Source organism: Halobiforma nitratireducens JCM 10879 (assembly GCF_000337895.1).
GTDB classification, from domain to species: domain Archaea; phylum Halobacteriota; class Halobacteria; order Halobacteriales; family Natrialbaceae; genus Natronobacterium; species Natronobacterium nitratireducens.
In genome coordinates this window covers 1-14490 of sequence record NZ_AOMA01000005.1, presented here as the reverse complement: position 1 = coordinate 14490, position 14490 = coordinate 1, and the positions used below count along the sequence as shown (strand labels likewise).

Here is a 14490-nt window from a genome sequence, read left to right as displayed (position 1 = left end):
GTTACATTCTAACGAAATAGGAACTGGAGTGGGTTTATTGGCTGGTGCTCTCGAACGATCACATATGGCCGACCGGGACCGTCGTTCGCGAGCGTCCTCCCGTCCCGCCTCGGAACCGACGCGCCGGTCGTTTCTCTCGACTGCCGCCGCGGTCGGCGGCGTCACGACCGCGGGCTGTCTTGCGGGCGAAGATCGAATCTCCGTCCTCGCTGCGGGGAGCCTCGCGGTCGCTCTCGAAGAACGAGTCGGGCCGGCGTTCGAATCGGCGGTCGGGGTCCGGTTCGACGGCGAATATCACGGGACGAACGCCCTGCTCAGGATGGTCGAAAGCGGACGGTCTCGGCCCGATGTCGTGATCGGCGTCGACGTCTCGCTTCTCAGAGAACGACTCTATCCCGACCACACACGGTGGGACGTCGAGTTTGCGACGAACGAACTCGGAATCGCGTACGCACCCGAAACCGACCTCGGACGGCGTCTCGAGGCCGATAACGACGAACCGTGGTACGACGTGTTCGCCGACGCACCCGCGGGTTCGATCGGCATCACCGATCCCGACCAGAGCCCGCTTGGCTACCGTGCACTCCAGTTGTTCGAACTCGCCGAGCACGAACACAGCCTCGATGGGTTCGTGGAAACGATGGCCGACCGGACCGTCGTCGACGCCCGCGAGGGACAGTTGCTCGGCGGGCTCGAAGCCGGGAGCCGCGCCTTCGCGCTCGTCTATCGGAACATGGCTGCCGACCGCGAACTACCCTTCTATCGGCTTCCGGACGCGTACAACTTCTCCGATCCCGACCGCGCCGCGTCGTACGAACGAGCCTCGTACGTGACCGACGACGGCCACGCAGTGACCGGCTCGGCAGTGGTCTACAACGCGGCCGTTCCCGAGACGGCCGCCGATCCGGACGGCGCAAAGCAGTTCGTAGCCACGTTGCTCGAGCGACCGTCGCTACTCGAGGAAAGCGGCCTCCGAGTTCCCGATGCCTTGCCCCGAACGTACGGCGAACCGCCGGAGGTGGTCGGTGCGTGACGGGGACACAGACGCGGGCGACCGCACTCCTGGAGCCGGTACGAGACCGGGTCCCAGTCGTCCTGGTACCGGTGCTGCTGGGAGGGGTCTTGCTCCTGTACTTCGTCGTTCCGCTGGCGGCGTTTTTCCTCCAGACGGGCACCGTCGACGTGATCGGCGGTCTCGGAGACCCAGTGACGCGGGATGCGATCGCCACGTCGCTGCTCACCGCCCCCGTAGCGACCGCGATCTCGACGGTGTTCGGGGTACCACTGGCGTACGTGCTCTCGCGGTTCTCGTTTCGCGGCAAGCGCCTCGTGCTCGCCGCCGTGTTGGTGCCGCTCGTACTCCCGCCCGTCGTCGGCGGCGCGGTGTTGCTGTCGGTGCTGGGTCAGTTCACCCCGATCGGCGCGGCCGCTGCCGACGCCGGCGTCCCGCTGACCGACAGCCGACTCGGGATCGTCCTCGCACAGACGTTCGTCGCCGCGCCGTTTCTCGTGATCACCGCGAAGGCAGGGTTCGACGACGTCGACCCGCGGCTCGAGGAGGCCGCCCGAACGATGGGGTACGGCCCGATCGCGACCGTGCGACGAGTGTCGCTGCCGCTGGCTCGAAACGCCATCGCGGCCGGCATCGTTCTCACCTTCGTCCGCGCGATCGGTGAGTTCGGCGCGACGATGATGGTCGCGTACAATCCGCGAACGATGCCGACTCGCATCTGGGTTGCGTTCGTCTCTCGAGGACTCGAGGCAGTCGTTCCGATCGTCGTCGCCTTGCTCGTGATCACGATTCTCGTCGTCGTCGCGGTTCAACTGCTTGTCGGAACTCCGAAACGCTTCTGATGGGATTCGGTCATACTTCTCGTCAGTCGACTCCAGCGAAATATTCGATATCGCGGAAAATCAGCACTGTCACCGCTAATCTCTTTGGAAGTGAGGTTAATGCGGTCCCTGTTGTATCCTGGAGTGAGACTTATGACATCCATCGCAGACATCGAGCTTCCGGCAGAGGGGACCGGACTGGCCGAACTGTTCGAGTCGGTACCGTCGCTGACCTGTGAAATGGAACGTGTGATCGCTTCGAGCGGGCATTGCCTCTGGCTCTCGGGTGCGACCCGGGAAACGATCGAGGACGGGCTCGACGACGCGTCGGCCATCAGCAACTACGCGCCGATCAACGGCGAGGACGACCGCTGGCTGTACGACATCGAGTTCGACCCCGATACCGTCGATCCGTTCGAGGCCGTCCTCGAGGAGAGCGGCACGGTACTCAGCGCGTCGGCCACGAACGGCAGCTGGCTGCTGAGCATCCGAGTGGTCGAACGCGAGCACGTGAGTTCGCTGTACGACCGGTTCGCCGACCACGACGTCTCACCGACGATCGTTCGGCTCTACGATCTCGAGAAGGAGACCCACTCCCAGTGTGGGCTCACCGCCCGCCAGTACGAGACGCTCGTCGCGGCGATCGACCACGGCTACTTCGAGATTCCCCGTGAAGTCTCGATGCAGGAGCTGTCCGACGAACTCGATATCTCCCATCAGGCCCTCTCCGAGCGCCTCCGTCGTGCCTACCGGGCGCTCGTGACTTCGGAACTCAACGTCACCGAGGAGGAAGCGAACCCGCCGCCGATGGCATCGACCAGCTCGGACTGATCGGCCGCCAGTCCAGCGTTGTCGTCCCCCGGCCGCCGCTGTCGCGAGTCGCTGTCACTTTTCCAAGAACTATTAAGAGCCAGCCGCGAGACCCTCGAGCCATGCACGTCGACAACGACGACGGGGTGCTCGAAATCACGTTCGATCGACCCGGAGTCCTCAACGCGATCACCCACGACAGCGCCGTTTCCCTCGCAGAAACGATCGAAGACGCCTCGACGGAAGAGTATCACGCGATCGTCCTCTCGGGGGAAGGCGACGCGTTCAGCGCCGGCGGCGATATCGAGGCGATGACGGAAGAGCCCGATACCCCACGGGAAACCTACGCGGAGATCGACGAAACGTTCGGCCGGGTCGTCGAAGCGATGCTCGAGTGTCCGGTGCCGATCGTCGCGAAAGTCAACGGCGACGCCGTCGGAGCGGGACTGGCGATCGTGGCGCTGTCGGACATCGCCTACGCCGCCGAGGATGCGACCTTCTCCTGTGCGTTCGTCCGCGTCGGGCTGATCCCGGACACCGGTGGGACCTTCATGCTCCCCCATATTGTCGGCCTGCGCACGGCGAAGAAGCTCGCGTTCACGGGCGAGTTCTTCGACGCCGACCGTGCAGCCGAACTCGATCTGGTCAACGAATCAGTGCCGGAAGACGAACTCGAGGGCCGCGTCGCCGAGACGGTCGATCGGCTCGGCCGCCGGCCGACCGACGTGATCGGGATGATGAAACAGGCGATGCACGAGAACCTGGGCCGACGCTGGGACGAGGCACTCGACTACGAGAACATGCTACAGGTTCAGGCTCGAGCGACCGAGTCCCACGAAGAGGGCGTCGCCGCGTTCCTCGAGGGGCGAGAGCCGGAGTTCAACGAGTAGTCCCGACGGGGCGGGGCAGGCGGCCGTCGACTGACACGGACCGACGCGGCCGGGGATCGTCCGAAAGCACCGGACACCGCAAGCCACAGCAAGCACCACCATCTTTATCGCCGTTACCGTTCCTATGAGCGCAATGTCACCACAGTTCACCGACGACGACATCGGAAAGACCGTCGTCAACGCGAACGGAGACGAGGTCGGTATCGTCGCCGACGTCGAGCACGGCACCGCACACGTCGAACCGGACCCTGGAATTACCGATACCATCAAGGCCAAACTCGGGTGGGGTGGAGCCGACGACGACGCCTATCCCCTCCAGAATCAGGCCGTGTCCCAGGTGACCGACGACGCCGTTCACCTCGAGAGTGATCTTTCGGGAACCGGAGCCGGCACGAGCGGGCGTGAGACGACCGGGACAGGAACCACTGACCGAATGGACACGGAGACGGGAACGACAGGAACGACGGGAGCCGAGACCGGTACCGACCCCGGACCGTCGGGGACCAGCGAACCCGGTGCTGGCAGAGAAACTGGCGCAGGTCGAGATACCGGCTCCGATCGTGGAACTGATATCGGCGACGAAGGCACGATGGGTGATGACGAGGGAATGATGGGCGACGACGCAGGGACGATGGGTGACGATGACGACGATCTCATCGGTGACGACGACGAGGGAATGATCCGTGACGACGAAGGCAGGATGGGCGACGATGACGACGACCTCATCGGCGATGACGACGAGGGGATGATCCGTGACGACGAAGGCAGGATGAGCGACGATGACGATGACGACGATCTCATCGGTGACGACGACGAGGGATTGATCGGAGACGATGACGATGACAGTTTCATCGGCGATGATGACGATGACGACGAACGGATGCACGACGACGACGAGACGCTCTAGGTGATCGGGAGCTGCATACCGGCAGCGTTGCGTCGTCCCGTTCGCGTCGATTTCTTCGTCTCGCAGCTTTTCTCCCCCGATATCGACGGACCGGTCTATTCCGTCCCTGAACTGTGATCGGCTGGGTCGTCGCCTGCGAGAGTCCATCGCAAGGAGTGAGAGACGAGACACCAGGTCGACGATGCGGCAAAGAACGATGACGCGTCGAGACGACTCACTCGCCCGACTGTGACCTGGATTCCGAGCCGGGCTCACCGTACGTCTCCCCCTCGCGCTCGTCCGCTTGCTGTCGGCGCAGCGCCGCCCGTGCGTTCGACGCCTCGTACCCGAACAGGACGCTCTCCCCGTACTCCTCGGCAACCTCGAGTGCGTGGATCAAGTTGTCGACGTCGACGTTGACCGCGTACAGTTCGACGCTAAACGGCGTCTCGAGGGCGCTGTCGAACCCGCGGGCGATCGTCTCGAGCCAGTAGGTCGTCTCGTAGGCCGTGTCGTACAGCGGGACGACGAACTCGTCGACGTGCTCTTCCAGAGCCTCGAGGTCGAGGCCGGCGCGTTCGTAGAGATGGCCCGGATACGGGTCCGGGTACAGCGTCATGTAGACCCGTCCGGGGATTCGTTCGACGGCCTCTTCGACGAACTCCGTGATGACGTCAGCTCGCCAGGCAAAGCGATCGTCGTGACTGCTCTCCTCGAATCGTTGTTCGCAGACGCCACAGCGGCAGTACTCCGCACGCGGGAAGCCGATGTCGTCGAGACGAACGTCCTCGTTTGCCTCCACGCAGTCGTCGATGACCTCGAACAGCCCTTCGCGGTAGTCCTCGCGCGAGGGACAGACGTAGTCCCAGTCGAAATACGTTCGGTCCCGCGTCGCGGGCCGGCCCATGTCGTCGACCGGGACGAGGGAGGGATCGGCGTCCGCGGCCGCGTTGTCCCCGAAACACGAGACCATGTTCACGCCGTCCGTGATCGGTTCCGCGGACCTGCCGGTCACGTCTTTGACTTCGTAGAAGCCGCGATCGAACTCCGGCCACCGGACCTCCTCAGCGTTGCGGGTGACGACGCCGTACATAGCTCAGAGTACGCCGCCGTCGCCGTAAGCAGTTCGGAATCGGAGTTACGGTTCCGGAACCGTCGGAACCGAACTCCTGTCGTGTTACTCCGTCGGTTCGTACTCGATTTCCTCGACGTCGACGTCGGTACTCGAGCCGCTGAAGAAGACCTTCCAGAGTACGACGATGACAGCCAAGGCGAGCAGGACTTTGATGATCCGTGACATATACGTGTGGACGAACGGTCGACGGCCACTTAGCTATTCTGGATGGTTCTCAGGGAGAGAACGTCGCCGGCCCTGCTGTCGACGAGTTCGCTTGCAGGCTGTGTGACCTCCTCCCCGTCGTTCACGACACGGTTTCCCGAACCGCACCGCAAGCGTTGGGAGATTTGCCGGTTTACGGTCGGACCTGCTCTTGTGGGGCTACTCGCCCCGTCTGCTTGTCGAACAGGCGAACCGATGGCTGGGCCAAACAGCCGTTCTCCTATCCTGTGAGGGATTCGGAGTTACTGTCGCTCGCATATTCTCCGCCGCATTCAGATCACTATTGGCGACCAGCCCACAGTCCGAACAGACGTACAAGCCACGCTCAACGCGATTTGAATCGGCCTGCGCTCCACAGCCACAGCAGCTGATCGACGGTAGGACTTGAGCGGTCCTTCGTCGAGGATTTCTCCCGTGTGTTCCCAGATACGGCTGATGGTCCACCGAGCAACATTCCAGATTTTACTGCCGGAACGACCGAGTGAATCAAGATCACGCACGACACCCTCACGGTTGTTGGTGAGTGTCGCTGTAATGGTACGTGTCGTGACCAGATTCACTATACACAGCTTATGATAGTAAATTTACTCAATAGTTACGACTCGACGTTGAATATCCAGCCAGCAGGAACAATGGCGGCATCTCCCCGGAGCCTACGCGATTCACTCCCGCCCTGTTCGCTCCTCGGTCCGACAGAGCGCCGGAACTCTCGTCACTCACGGGAAAGGCGGAATTCTCTCGCTGAATCAAGATAGACGCCCTCGAGGCGGACCGGGGGTCACCTCGCCAGGAACTCGTCTCGATTCCCATCGAAGGAGGATCACTCCTCGGCGTACGGTTCGACCCACGCAGGCCGATCCACGTCGACCTCGGTTTCCTCGAACGCGTAGACGAGTTCGATGGTGCCGATATCGTCATCCGCAGCCAGATGGTAATCGGCGTACGTCGACGCATCTGTCGCATCAAACCGCACATCCAACTCGTGCATCTCCAGAGTTTCGTTGTGGACGACCGCTTTGCCTTCGACGTTCGTATATCGGGTTCCCTGCCCCCAGTCACCAATGGTCCACGACTCGTCCGGCTCGTAGACGCCAAACCCCTCCCCGTCCTCGGTCACGGTGTCTACGCGCTCGTAGTCCGTGTAGAAGGTGTTCGACGCGAGCAACCGTTCCGTGGAAACGACGTAATCCCGGTGTAACGACTCGAATTCGTCGTTTCGTTGGACTATCGTGTAAATTCCGTCTTCCTCTTCGTGGTCGAGCAGTTCGTACTCATCGTCCGCCAGCGCCGACTCTGCGAACTCCACGTTATCAGTTCGCTGCATGACATAGACCGCGTCGTCTGTCCCGTACCGTTTCTCCTCGGTAAACTGGTCGCCGCCGTACTCCTCGATGAGTATCCCGTTTCCGTCTTCGTCGATCACCGCGTCGTATGCGACGAACAGTTCCCCATCCGTGTATATCGCGCCCTCGACCTGGTGTGGTCCGCCGTCGGTCTCGATGCCGGCAAACCCTTCGTGTGGGATCGTCGAGTCGGTGCTCTCCGTCGGATACGTGAACACAACCCAGGTGCCGCCGGCAGTCGTGGCGAGCACGACGACGAGGGCTACGATCGTGAGGTTAGTGCATCGTTCCACGCTCGAGCACGGGTTCAGGTGTCGATCAGCGACGCGATCCCCTCTCGGACGATCGTTCCACAGTAGGCACAGCGAACGCCATCGTCGAGTACCTCGAATCGGGACGTCACCGGCTCGTCGTCGGTCGTGATACAGCCCGCGTTCGGACACGAGAGGACGCCCTCGACGACTTCGGGGCGGTCGACGCGGTGTTTCTCGACCACGTCGTACTCCCGGACGATATTGATCGTCGCGTCCGGCGCAATCAGCGAGAGGACGTCGACCTCGTCCTGGCTCAGTTCGCGATCTTCGACCTTGACGATGTCCTTGCGTGCGAACCGATCCGACGGGACGTTCATCCCGACGGATACTTCTTCTCCCTCACTGCCGTCGATCCCAAGGATCGCGAGCACGTTCAACGCCTGCCCGGCCCGAACGTGGTCGATGACGGTGCCGTTCTGGATCTTGCTCACCCGCAGCTGGTGGTCGTCGTTTTCAGTCATCGCGAACACCTCCGTCGTCCCCGCCGAGAAGCAGATCCAACAGCGCCATCCGGACCGGTACGCCGTTGTGGGCCTGGTCGAAGTAGGCAGCGTGGTCGGTCTCGTCGATCTCGGGTGCGATCTCGTCGACGCGGGGCAGTGGGTGCATGATCGTCAGCTCGTCGGACGCGGCCTCGAGCGTGTCGGTGTCGATCTGGTACTCCCCCGCGACTTTCTGGTATTCGTTCTCGTCCGGGAACCGCTCACGCTGGATCCTGGTGACATAGAGGACGTCCAGCGACGGCAGGATCTCCTCTAGGGACTCGTGTTCGCGGATCTGCGTCCCGTCCTGTTCCTGGTGGAGATCGTAAACGACCTCTCTGGGTAACTGGAGGCTTTCGGGGCTGATGAAGTGTTGGTGGACGTCGAAGTTCGTCAGCGCGTGGGCCAGCGAGTGAACGGTCCGGCCGTACTTCAGATCGCCCATTATCCCGATCGTCAGGTCTTCGAGGCCGGCGTTCTCTCGGATCGTGTAGAGATCCAGCAGCGTCTGTGTCGGGTGGTGGCCGGCACCGTCGCCCGCGTTCAACAGCGGCACGTCGACGAACTCGCTTGCCATCTGGGCCGCCCCCTGCTTGGGATGGCGAAGCACTAGTGCGTCCGCGTACCCCTCGATGACCCGAACGGTGTCGGCGAGTGTCTCTCCTTTTTTGACACTCGAGGATTCGACCGACCCCATGTCGACGACGTCGCCCCCGAGTCGTTTCATCGCGGTTTCGAAACTCATCTTCGTCCGCGTGCTCGGCTCGAAAAAGAGGAGTCCAAGCAGCGTGTCGGCGTAGCGATCGGCAACGGCCGACGGGTCCTCGTCGATCTCCGCCGCCCGATCGAGGACGGTTTCGATGTCCCCCCGCGAGAGTTGCTTGCTCGTGATGAGGTGATCGTGGCGCATTTCGTTCGTGTACGCTCCTGCGTTCCCCTTCAATCCCTCCATTCGCGACCGCCAGTCTCGGCGGCCCCACACGATATCGTCCGCCGGGCATCGTCCCCTCCCGTCGCGGGAATAATTGATCACCGAGTCGAAGGCAAAGAATTATGCGGATAGTCCAGCAAACACTCACAATCGCATGGTGGATCGGCTGGAAACCGGAATCGACGTGTTGGATCGGAAACTCGACGGAGGGTTGCCACCGGGCTATATCGTCGCGTACACCGCCGATCCGGCGAGCCAGTCGGAACTGCTCCTGTACGAACTGACGGCCGCCCGCGGCACGCTGTACCTGACGACCGAACGCTCCGACGGCGTCGTCCGCCACGCCATCGAGCGCTCTCCGTCGGCAGTCGGCAGTCCGACCGTCCGACACGTCGCGAGTGATGATCCTCTCGAGGAAGCCACACGACTCGTCGATGCGCTCCCGGACGGTGCAAACCTCATTATCGACACGATCGATGTTCTCGAACGAACGGACCGCGACGAGTACGTCACCTTCCTCAACGGTCTCAAAGAGAAGATGACTGAGACCGGAAGTATCGCGGTGCTTCACTGTCTGAACGGGACGAAGGTTCCGGACAACCGATCGACGACACACCACGCTGCCGACGCGGTGTTCGACCTCCAAACGGAACTGGCGGGCACCGAAATCGAGAACCACCTCACCATTCCGAAGTTCCGCCACGGCGGCCAACCCATCGAAGCGATCAAACTCGAGTTGATCGAAGAAGTGGCGATCGACACGAGCCGGGACATCGCCTGAAGACGGTTTTTGCCGCTCAGTCCGTCGATTGAATCGGTAGTGGTCGGACTCGAGTGTGGCTTCGCCCACGATTTCGGCCCGGAACAGTCGCTCACGGAGCCACCGCATCTCCGTCTCTGTAATCAAACACCGAGGGAAGTAGCGACGTCTCGAGGGGTCGAATCTGTGACTCTGTCCGTCAGAAGAGACGAAGAAAAACGAAATGGAGAGTCGGAAAGGAACTGGGGACTGGAACCGGTTACCGGTTACCGGTTACCAGTTACCGGTTACTCCTTGCCGAACATCTGGCGCATCATCGGGTGCATCTCCATCATCTGCTCCTCGGCAATCTCCTCGTACAGCTTGTACGTGATGGAGACAGCCAGCAGCAGACCCGTCCCGGTGACGGCCCCGATGGTTCCAAGCATGTTCGCCATGACGGCCAACAGGCCGACCAGCGCGCCACCGATGACGGTCACCTGCGGGATGTACCGTTCCATGACCTTCTCGATGACGCCGACGTTCTGTCGGAATCCGGGGATCTGCATCCCGGAGTTCTGAATCTGTCGGGCGGTCGCTTTGGGACCCATGTTGGTCGTCTCGACCCAGAAGATGGCGAAGATCGCACCGCCGATGACCATGAACGTCAGGTCGATAGAGATGCGGATCAGGATCTGCCACACTTCGGGGTCACCGGCGACCTCGCCGGTCCACCACATCCAGTCGGTGGGGTTGTAGATGGGTGCTGTGTAGTAGAAGAACCCAGCTACAGGCTGTCCGCCGTCGGCGTAGACGCCGAGCCACGGCAGTTCTCGACCCATGAGGACGATCGGCCCGGCCTCACCGTCGGGACCGACGGTGAACAGGATCGTTCCGATGAACTGGATGTTCGCCTGCAGCGCGCGAACGAGGATCATCGGCAGGACGCTCGCGTAGATGAGCTTCACGGGGAAGCGACCGCGGGCACCCTTGACCCTGGCGTGGCTGAGCGGGATCTCGACGCGGACCGACTCCGCGTAGACGACGACCGCGAAGATCAGGACCGTCGTGAACAGTGCGAGGAGATCGCCCTGGCCCATTATCAGCGTGTAGAGTCCATCACTGGTGAGCACCGAACCGACGACGACGTCGTCGGTGAAGATGATCTGGTACCAGCTGTAGAAGAATCCCTCCGGGGACGGAGAGATGAAGCCGGTGACCAGTCGCTGGCTCACGCCGGCGATAATGAACAGGCCGATCCCGCTGCCGACCCCCCACTTGCTGACGACCTCGTCCATGTAGAGGATGAGGATTCCGCCAGCGAAGATCTGGAGGAACATCAGCATCTGGATCTGGGTCCCGACGAACTCGAACCCACCGATGGCTAACTGGTCCACGGTTGGCAGGAAGCCGCCGGCGAACACCATCGGAAGCGCGGTCAGCGCCGTCATGACGATGACCAGCAGCTTCTGGAGGCCCTGATAGAGCACCTGATCCCGGGGGTCGTCGGTGTCGAGACCGAGCAGGTTCGCACCACCGAGCAACTGCATGACGATGCTTGCCGTGACGATCGGTCCGATACCGACCTGCAACAGCGAGCCGTGCTCACCGGCAAGGATCNGAGCAGGTTCGCACCACCGAGCAACTGCATGACGATGCTTGCCGTGACGATCGGTCCGATACCGACCTGCAACAGCGAGCCGTGCTCACCGGCAAGGATCGCACGGAACTCGCCGAAGAGGTCTTCACCCCCGGCGGTGCCGAGGATCGAGATGTTCGTCAGGAAGAAGTACAACACGAGGATGCCCGCCGTCCACGCCAGCTTGCGCTTGAAGGGGACGTGCCCCTCCGGACGCTTCACTGCGGGCATCCGCGTCAGGACCGGTTCAGCGGCTTCCTTCCATCCCATACGTTAGTCCTCGTTCTGTTCGTCGTCTTCGGCGTCAGCGTCGGCCGCTTCTTCCGCTCGCTGCTGACCGCGCTCGGAGAGGACGGCGTCGCCACCGGCCTCCTCGAGTTTCTCGCGAGCGGCGTCGGAGAACGCGTCCGCCGTAATCTCGAGCTGGTTACGAACCTGTCCGGAACCGAGGACCTTCACGACGTCGACCTCGTGGCCGTCCTCGACGATGTCGCGAGCGTCCAGACGGTAGCCACCGTCGTCGAGCTCGTCGGCCTGCCCCTCGGCAGCGTAGAGGATCGCGTCTTCGTCGAGCTTCTGGACGTCGATCTCCGCGACTTCTTCGCGGACGTCCTGCGGGCGCTTGAAGCCGTGTTTGCCCTTCGGTTCGTAGTTGTGGAACTCGTGTTTGCTTCGCCCCGCGCGACCGCGGCCGCCGCGGTGGCCGGCCCCACGTCGATTCTTGTGGGAGCCGCCGCCGTGCGTACGCGATCCGCGTTGGCGTCGTTTTTTGCTCGTCATGGTTATCGCATCGATTCTAAGAGGTCGTTGATTTCCTCGGTTGTATGCTTTCCGAGTTGGCCGCCCTCGACGGTCGGCTTCTTGATCCCGTCGTGACCGCCCCGCGGCGGGTGCAGTCGCAGCGTCGGCGACAGCCCTTCGTCGCGCAGCGTCGTCTCTTCGGCCACCAGCGCCTCGGCGAGCGCCTCGAAGTCGTTGTACTCCGTGTTCTCGGTGAGCCACTCTTCGTCGGCGTCCGACTGGTCGCCTTCGAGGGGTTCGGAACGGCCCTCGAGCACGGTTGCGAGCACGTCGACGCTCGGTTCGCCGTGTGCGACGTAGTCGTTGACCTTCGTCACCATTCCGACGTAGGCGTCCGTCTCGGGGACGAGCGCGCAGTGGTTGACGCCGTGGATGTTCAGCATCTCCAGGGTATCCTGGACGTCTTCCTGCCGGTTCACTTCGCCACGAACCTGCACGACTGCCTTCATTATTCGCTCACCTCGGCTTCCGCGTCGGCGTCGGCTCGGTCGCTACCGCCACGGTGAGTGCTCGGCTGACGCGACTGGGAGGCGTTCTCCAGCGCGTTGAACGTCGCCTTCGCGAGGTTGACCGTGGTGCGGGTGTTGCCGTGGCTCTTCGTCCAGGCGTTCTCGATACCGGCCAGTTCGAGGACTGCACGAACCGTGTCGCTGGCGGCCAGCCCCAGGCCCTCCGGCGCGGGGATGACTTCGACCTCGACGGAGCCGGCTTTCCCTTTCGTGCGTCGCGTGAGCGAGTGAGGCCGGTCCGAACGGTCCTCCCAGGAGCCGGAGCCCCGCGGGACCTTGATCATGTTCAGCTTCGCGATACCGATCGCCTTCTGGATGGCGGAGCCGACCTGATCGTCCCGACCTTCCGCGTAGCCGACGTAGCCGTCGCGGTTGCCCACGACGACGACACACCGGAACTTGACGCGTCGCCCGGAGTCGGTCATACGCTGGACCATGTTGATGTCCAGCACCTCGTCTTCCAGTCCGGGAAGGAGCTGGTCGACGAGTTCGGGCTCTTTTAGCGGCAGGCCCGAGTTGAGGGCGTCCTCCATCGTATCGATGTCGCCCTCCTGGACCTTCCGGCCGAGACGGGTGACGGGCTGCCATCCGTCGTCGTTGTAATCGTTTGCGCTCATTCTAGGATCGCCTCTCGTACGTCGTCGAAGTGTTCAGGGAGTTCGGTTGCGTCGAACTCGCCGCTGTACAGCGGCTCGTCGAGCTGTTCGGCGTACTCGGCGATGTGTTCGCCGCGGGTACGCGACCAGTCCGCGAGCACCTCGTCGTTGTGCGGGATCTCGAGACCGGCGTCGATCGCCCCCTCCTGAACCGCGAACACCTTGTTGCCAGGCGTCGCGGTGTTGAGGCCGATATCGAGGACCGCTTCCTCGAGGCCCGCTTCGACGGCACGCTGGCCGGCCAGCAGGCCGGTCAGGTACGCCGCGGAAATGTTACTCGTGGGTGCGTCCCAGCCGTACTCCTCGAGATCGCTCGAGTGTGCGCTCGCGAGCGTCTCGTCGCCCTGTGGTCCGGGGACGATCAGCTGCGCCGTAGTGTGCTTGTTGCTCTTTCGAGCGACGAGGCGGGGCTTACCCGACTTCAGCAGGCGCAACCTCTGGTGGTAGTCCGTCCGGACCTCACGGCGACGCCGCATCGGAACGTTGTATCGTGGTCCTGTCGCCATTATTGGTCACCGTAGTTTTCGTCGATGTAGTTCAACAGGTACCGGACGCTACGGAACTCCCCACCGCCAGCCTTCTTGTAGAGCTCGCGGTACTGCGTGGGCGTGATCTCGCCCTTGTCGCGGAGTTCACGCAGCTTCCGTCGCTGTGCACGAATCTTGTTTTGCCACTCGTCTTTCTCGTTCTGGCGTGCGCCCTTCTTGCCCTTGCGCTTGCCCGGGCCCTTCTGATGACCGTAGGCACGCTTTTCGTTGCGCTCGCGGGCGCGGCCGCGAGAATTAGCCGTAGCGTCTTCGGCCTGAATGCGGCCCTCTTCGACGAGTTCGCGGATTTCGTCGCGAGTGATCGCCTCGGCGATGTCGGCCTGGGCGTCGGGGTCGAGCCAGACGCGGTTCTCGCCGACGTCCAAGACGTCGGCAGCCAGTCGCTTCTGTGCGGAGAGATCAGTCATCTGATTCCACCTCGACTTCCTCGTAGGTCGGGTTCAGGACGCGGACGCCCTGTTCCTCGGCCTGTTCCTCGATTCGCTCGCGCTTGCGAGCGCCGACCGAGGAGGCGATCCGAACAGCCTCGCGGTCGCCGTCGACGCCTTCGAGGTCGTCGACGTTCTCGACGTAGACCTCTTCGAAGCCGCTCGGGTGCTTGCCTCGTACAGCTTCGGGCGTGCGGAAACCGGCCTCGACGGTCGGTCCCTTGCCTTTGACACCCTTGCGCTGTTTCGAGAGCTTTCCGCGGGGTCGACGCCAGGATTCGGGCGTCCGCTTTTTCTTGTGGTAGTCCTGGCGCTGTCTCTTATACACATCTCTGAGCGGGC

General features: G+C 62.7%; 16 protein-coding genes and 2 pseudogenes. 6 read left to right on the top strand and 12 right to left on the bottom strand.

Translation table 11 applies throughout. From position 1 onward, the window contains the following. Window positions 1–64: 64 nt before the first annotated feature. The 5 genes from C446_RS00785 (at window position 65) to C446_RS00765 (ending at window position 4440) form a co-directional block, all read left to right on the top strand. Window positions 65–1033 (top strand): extracellular solute-binding protein, encoded by a 969-nt coding sequence (locus C446_RS00785; protein WP_006671135.1) that lies wholly within the window; start codon window positions 65–67, stop codon window positions 1031–1033. Window positions 1034–1062: 29 nt separating this feature from the next. Further along, window positions 1063–1854: an ABC transporter permease gene (locus C446_RS00780; protein WP_239639437.1), complete on the top strand. Its 792-nt coding sequence runs from the start codon at window positions 1063–1065 to the stop codon at window positions 1852–1854. A gap of 132 nt (window positions 1855–1986) precedes the next feature. Further along, window positions 1987–2664 carry a helix-turn-helix domain-containing protein gene (locus tag C446_RS00775; RefSeq protein ID WP_006671133.1) on the top strand — a complete coding sequence of 226 codons (678 nt, stop codon included), beginning with the start codon at window positions 1987–1989 and terminating at the stop codon, window positions 2662–2664. A gap of 101 nt (window positions 2665–2765) precedes the next feature. Further along, complete coding sequence (locus C446_RS00770) at window positions 2766–3533, top strand: enoyl-CoA hydratase/isomerase family protein (protein WP_006671132.1); 768 nt, start codon at window positions 2766–2768, stop codon at window positions 3531–3533. A gap of 133 nt (window positions 3534–3666) precedes the next feature. After that, window positions 3667–4440, top strand: coding sequence for a hypothetical protein (locus C446_RS00765; RefSeq protein WP_006671131.1), 774 nt, complete (start codon window positions 3667–3669; stop codon window positions 4438–4440). Between the two features lie 214 nt (window positions 4441–4654). On the opposite strand, the gene C446_RS00760 is transcribed toward C446_RS00765, so the two are convergent. The 6 genes and pseudogenes from C446_RS00760 to pyrB all read right to left on the bottom strand — a co-directional run bounded on the left by C446_RS00760 (window position 4655) and on the right by pyrB (window position 8807). Then, window positions 4655–5512, bottom strand: coding sequence for a hypothetical protein (locus C446_RS00760; RefSeq protein WP_006671130.1), 858 nt, complete (start codon window positions 5510–5512; stop codon window positions 4655–4657). Between the two features lie 84 nt (window positions 5513–5596). Next, window positions 5597–5719 carry a hypothetical protein gene (locus C446_RS20185; protein WP_006671129.1) on the bottom strand — a complete coding sequence of 41 codons (123 nt, stop codon included), beginning with the start codon at window positions 5717–5719 and terminating at the stop codon, window positions 5597–5599. 172 nt (window positions 5720–5891) lie between these two features. Beyond that, window positions 5892–6133, bottom strand: a pseudogene (locus C446_RS17720) (zinc ribbon domain-containing protein); the annotation flags it as partial. A gap of 445 nt (window positions 6134–6578) precedes the next feature. Further along, the gene (locus C446_RS00755) at window positions 6579–7394 is read right to left on the bottom strand and encodes a hypothetical protein (RefSeq protein ID WP_006671128.1); all 816 of its coding nucleotides are present in this window, start codon (window positions 7392–7394) and stop codon (window positions 6579–6581) included. A gap of 14 nt (window positions 7395–7408) precedes the next feature. After that, window positions 7409–7876 (bottom strand): aspartate carbamoyltransferase regulatory subunit, encoded by a 468-nt coding sequence (pyrI, locus tag C446_RS00750; RefSeq protein ID WP_049919955.1) that lies wholly within the window; start codon window positions 7874–7876, stop codon window positions 7409–7411. Then, window positions 7869–8807: an aspartate carbamoyltransferase gene (gene pyrB / locus C446_RS00745; protein ID WP_049919956.1), complete on the bottom strand. Its 939-nt coding sequence runs from the start codon at window positions 8805–8807 to the stop codon at window positions 7869–7871. The genes pyrI and pyrB overlap by 8 nt, the downstream gene beginning before the upstream one ends. Window positions 8808–8982: 175 nt before the next feature. Between pyrB and C446_RS00740 the strand changes: the two genes are divergently transcribed. Next, entirely contained in the window at window positions 8983–9609 is a 627-nt protein-coding gene (locus tag C446_RS00740) for an RAD55 family ATPase (protein ID WP_006671125.1), read from the top strand. Between the two features lie 266 nt (window positions 9610–9875). Here the strand turns inward: C446_RS00740 and secY are convergent. The 6 genes and pseudogenes from secY to C446_RS00710 form a co-directional block, all read right to left on the bottom strand. Further along, window positions 9876–11476 (bottom strand): annotated as a pseudogene (secY, locus tag C446_RS00735) (preprotein translocase subunit SecY). A gap of 3 nt (window positions 11477–11479) precedes the next feature. Beyond that, window positions 11480–11986 (bottom strand): uL15m family ribosomal protein, encoded by a 507-nt coding sequence (locus C446_RS00730; protein ID WP_006671124.1) that lies wholly within the window; start codon window positions 11984–11986, stop codon window positions 11480–11482. A 2-nt stretch (window positions 11987–11988) separates the two neighbouring features. Continuing rightward, window positions 11989–12456 carry a 50S ribosomal protein L30 gene (locus tag C446_RS00725; RefSeq protein WP_006671123.1) on the bottom strand — a complete coding sequence of 156 codons (468 nt, stop codon included), beginning with the start codon at window positions 12454–12456 and terminating at the stop codon, window positions 11989–11991. Further along, window positions 12456–13133 (bottom strand): 30S ribosomal protein S5, encoded by a 678-nt coding sequence (locus C446_RS00720; RefSeq protein ID WP_006671122.1) that lies wholly within the window; start codon window positions 13131–13133, stop codon window positions 12456–12458. The genes C446_RS00725 and C446_RS00720 overlap by 1 nt, the downstream gene beginning before the upstream one ends. Then, on the bottom strand, window positions 13130–13678 hold the full coding sequence (locus tag C446_RS00715; protein ID WP_006671121.1) for a 50S ribosomal protein L18: 549 nt from the start codon (window positions 13676–13678) through the stop codon (window positions 13130–13132). Before C446_RS00715 ends, C446_RS00720 begins: the two co-directional genes overlap by 4 nt. Beyond that, window positions 13678–14127 (bottom strand): 50S ribosomal protein L19e, encoded by a 450-nt coding sequence (locus C446_RS00710; protein ID WP_006671120.1) that lies wholly within the window; start codon window positions 14125–14127, stop codon window positions 13678–13680. The genes C446_RS00715 and C446_RS00710 overlap by 1 nt, the downstream gene beginning before the upstream one ends. Window positions 14128–14490: the final 363 nt, after the last annotated feature.

What these genes read in the sequence shown, in the direction of transcription:
- C446_RS00740 (WP_006671125.1), top strand. Translation starts at nt 8,983, where the DNA reads ATGGTGGATCGGCTGGAAACCGGAATCGACGTGTTGGATCGGAAACTC.
- C446_RS00715 (WP_006671121.1), bottom strand. Translation starts at nt 13,678, where the DNA reads ATGGCGACAGGACCACGATACAACGTTCCGATGCGGCGTCGCCGTGAG.
- C446_RS00765 (WP_006671131.1), top strand. Translation starts at nt 3,667, where the DNA reads ATGTCACCACAGTTCACCGACGACGACATCGGAAAGACCGTCGTCAAC.
- C446_RS00775 (WP_006671133.1), top strand. Translation starts at nt 1,987, where the DNA reads ATGACATCCATCGCAGACATCGAGCTTCCGGCAGAGGGGACCGGACTG.
- C446_RS00730 (WP_006671124.1), bottom strand. Translation starts at nt 11,986, where the DNA reads ATGACGAGCAAAAAACGACGCCAACGCGGATCGCGTACGCACGGCGGC.
- C446_RS00785 (WP_006671135.1), top strand. Translation starts at nt 65, where the DNA reads ATGGCCGACCGGGACCGTCGTTCGCGAGCGTCCTCCCGTCCCGCCTCG.
- C446_RS00770 (WP_006671132.1), top strand. Translation starts at nt 2,766, where the DNA reads ATGCACGTCGACAACGACGACGGGGTGCTCGAAATCACGTTCGATCGA.
- pyrB (WP_049919956.1), bottom strand. Translation starts at nt 8,807, where the DNA reads ATGCGCCACGATCACCTCATCACGAGCAAGCAACTCTCGCGGGGGGAC.
- C446_RS00710 (WP_006671120.1), bottom strand. Translation starts at nt 14,127, where the DNA reads ATGACTGATCTCTCCGCACAGAAGCGACTGGCTGCCGACGTCTTGGAC.
- C446_RS00720 (WP_006671122.1), bottom strand. Translation starts at nt 13,133, where the DNA reads ATGAGCGCAAACGATTACAACGACGACGGATGGCAGCCCGTCACCCGT.
- C446_RS20185 (WP_006671129.1), bottom strand. Translation starts at nt 5,719, where the DNA reads ATGTCACGGATCATCAAAGTCCTGCTCGCCTTGGCTGTCATCGTCGTA.
- C446_RS00760 (WP_006671130.1), bottom strand. Translation starts at nt 5,512, where the DNA reads ATGTACGGCGTCGTCACCCGCAACGCTGAGGAGGTCCGGTGGCCGGAG.
- pyrI (WP_049919955.1), bottom strand. Translation starts at nt 7,876, where the DNA reads ATGACTGAAAACGACGACCACCAGCTGCGGGTGAGCAAGATCCAGAAC.
- C446_RS00725 (WP_006671123.1), bottom strand. Translation starts at nt 12,456, where the DNA reads ATGAAGGCAGTCGTGCAGGTTCGTGGCGAAGTGAACCGGCAGGAAGAC.